The sequence below is a fragment of the Streptomyces bohaiensis genome (assembly GCF_012033785.1).
In the GTDB taxonomy this organism is placed as follows: domain Bacteria; phylum Actinomycetota; class Actinomycetes; order Streptomycetales; family Streptomycetaceae; genus Streptomyces; species Streptomyces bohaiensis.
Map to the genome: position 1 here is coordinate 1 of NZ_JAAVJC010000416.1, position 2,937 is coordinate 2,937.

1 protein-coding gene, 2 pseudogenes and 1 riboswitch are annotated in these 2,937 nt (G+C 76.9%); of the genes and pseudogenes, 1 reads left to right on the top strand and 2 read right to left on the bottom strand.

What is annotated here, in order from left to right; all coding sequences use genetic code 11:
* Window positions 1–1,175 (bottom strand): MFS transporter (locus tag HCN52_RS23415; protein ID WP_168090427.1); only part of this gene is annotated, 1,175 nt, incomplete at its 3' end.
* Between the two features lie 112 nt (window positions 1,176–1,287).
* Here HCN52_RS23415 and HCN52_RS23420 point away from each other — a divergent pair.
* Window positions 1,288–2,073 (top strand): annotated as a pseudogene (locus tag HCN52_RS23420) (ROK family transcriptional regulator); the annotation flags it as partial.
* Window positions 2,074–2,344: 271 nt separating this feature from the next.
* Window positions 2,345–2,475, bottom strand: a riboswitch (FMN riboswitch).
* Between the two features lie 119 nt (window positions 2,476–2,594).
* Here the strand turns inward: HCN52_RS23420 and HCN52_RS23425 are convergent.
* Window positions 2,595–2,937: pseudogene (locus HCN52_RS23425) on the bottom strand (ROK family transcriptional regulator); the annotation flags it as partial.

Here is a 2,937-nt window from a genome sequence, read left to right on the forward strand (position 1 = left end):
TCTCCCCCGCCAGGCGTGCGGTGAGGGCACGGCAGACGGTGGTGATGTGCTCCACCGGCGCCCAGCACCATCAGCAGGGTCGTCACCGCGACGAACACGAACGACAGCCGCAACGAGCCGACCTGGCCGATCATCCCGATCAGCGTCGGCGCCACCAGCCCGGTGGTGTAGGTGATGGTGGCGACACCGGCGATGGCCTGACCGGGCCGCGGGCCGCTGCGGCCCGCGGCGGCGAACGCCAGCGGCACCACCACCGCGATGCCGACGCCGACCAGCGCGAACCCCGTGATGCCGACCACCGGCCCGGGGGCCAGCGCCACCGTGATCGCCCCGAGGGTGGCGAGCGTGCCGCTGGCCCGCACCGCCCGTACCGCACCGATCCGGCGGACGACGGCGTCGCCGCACAGCCGCGCGGCCGCCATGGTGCAGGCGAACGCGGTGTAGCTGACCGCGGCGAGCGTCTCGGTGCCGCCCGCGACGTCACGCAGATAGACACCGGACCAGTCCATGGAGGCGCCCTCGGCCAGCACCGCGCCCATCGCCACGGCGCCGATCAGCACCGCGGAGCGCGGCGGCCTGCTGAACCGCGGCGGCGGCTCCTCGTCCGGGGCGGGCCGGACGTCGAGCAGCCCGCGGCAGGCGGGCTGCGCCAGGACGGCCAGCAGCACGGCCGTGGCCAGCAGGTGCGGCCGGGCGTCGATCCCCAGATGCACGGCGAGCACCCCGCCGGCCGAGCCGAGCAGGGTGCCCACGCTCCACAGCCCGTGCAGGCCGGACATGATCGACCGGCCGTGGCGCTGCTCCACCTCCACGCCCTGGGCGTTCATCACCACATCGGCCATGCCCGCGGTCGCGCCGAAGACGGCCAGCAGCAGCGCCACCGCCGCCGGGTGGGGGGCCAGCGCCGGCAGCGCGATGGCCAGGCACCACAGGGAAAGCAGTCCGCGCACCGCGGCCCGCGCGCCGAACCGGTGCAGCACCCCGCCGGCGAGCGGCATCGCCAGCGCGGCACCGATCGCCGGGAAGGCGAGCAGCATGCCGAGTTGGCCGGTGCTCAGGCCGTGGTGCTCGTGGATCCAGGGGATACGGGTGGCGAACGCGCCGGCGGCGGCGCCGTGCACCGCGAACACGGCGGAGGTCGAGCGGCGGGCGCGACGCACGGGGGAGGGCTGCATGGGGCGTAAACTATCAGGAAGGTTGCCTGTAAATAAAACTGTGTCCGCCTGCGCTGCGCCCCACGTTCCGGCGCTCCGGGCCGGGCCCGGCCGATCTGCGAGGATCTCCGCCATGACACCCGCCCGCACCGCGACCCCCCGGACCGCCCGGGCCATCAACGACCGGATCGCGCTCGACCTCCTGGTCGAGCACGGCCCGCTGACCGCCACCCAGTTGCGGGACGCGACCGGGCTGTCGCGGCCGTCGGTCGCCGACCTCGTGGGACGGCTCCAGGAGGACGGCCTGGTCACGGTGGTGGGGGAGTCGGGCAGCGCGCGCCGCGGCCCCAACGCCCGGCTGTACGGCCTGGTGGCCGAGCGGGCCCACGTCGCGGCGCTCGACGTCCGTCTCGACAGCGCCACCGCGGTCGTCGCCGACCTGTCGGGTCGGACGGTCGCCCGCACCGCGCTGCCCGTCCCGTCGCCCCGCGAGGCGGACGCCGCCACCGCGGCCGCCGTGCTGGAGGCGCTCGACGCCGCGCTCGCGCGGGTGGCCGTGACGGAGCTCCACACCGTGGTGGTCGGCGCCCCCGGGCTCGTCGACCCCGCGACCGGCGCCCTCAACCGGGCCGGCATCGGGCTCCCCGCCTGGCATGCCGAACTGGTTCGCGGGCTTCCCGCCCGCACCGGCGCCCGCGTCCGGGTGGAGAACGAGGTGAACCTGGCGGCCATCGCCGAACTCCGCGGCGGAGCCGCCCGGGACCGCGACACCTTCGTCCTGCTCTGGCTCGGCGCCGGCACCGGCGCTGCGGTGGTGCTGGACGGCGCACTGCGGCGGGGCGCCTCGGGAGGTGCCGGTGAGATCGGCTTCCTCCCGGTCCCCGGCACGGACGCACTGCCGGCGCACGACGACTGCGGCGGGGGACTCCACGCCCTCACCAGCGCCGCCGCCGTCCTCGCCCTCGCCGCGGAGCACGGCATCCCGGCTCCCGCGGGGGACGACACCACCGCGGCGGCGGCCGTGGTCCGCCTCGCCTGCGAGGCCGCGGGTGACACCGGTTCTCCTGCCTGTCGGGCAAGACGTCCGGGGCGCTGGGAGAAACGGACGGCGACCGGCGACGACGGGGACGCGCACCGATCCCGGGTTCCACCGGGGCGCCGGTACGCGGCACACAGCCGTGCCGGTTCCGCCGCGCACTGCCTCCCATCCGGACTCTCACCGTCGGTCCAGGAGTTTCACCTGGTCAACCGGCCACTGGAGGTGGCCGGGTCGCGGACTGTAACCGCCGGCTCGGAATTTCACCGACCCCGGAGTGCGCTTGCGTCACTGATACGCACCCAGTCTGCCACGCGTGCGGGCACGACGGTACGGGGGCCGGAGCGCTGTGCCCCGGGTCACAGCCGGGGCGCACGCCGGCGGAGCGGGGTGCCGACCTCCCCTCAGCCGGGCGGCGGGAGGTCCGGGGCGAACAGGTCGTCGCGGGCCGCGTCGAGCGCGGTCGGCAGCGCTCCGCTCAGCACCGCGCCCCCGCCGGAGCGCGCGGCCCGGACCTCGGTCGGCAGGGGGGAGAGCGTGCGCAGGCGGCGCTCGACCCGACGGGCCAGCCCGGCGCCGCCGGCTCGGCCCGTCTCGCCGCCCAGCACCACCCGGCCGGGGTCCAGCACGGCGGCGACGGCGGCCGCGGCGAGGGCGATCCGTTCGGCGAGGGCGGTGAGAAACACCTCCGCGGCGAGGGCCGGCGGGGTCCCGCCGGCCGCGCTCGGCCGGGACGCCGCGCCGGCG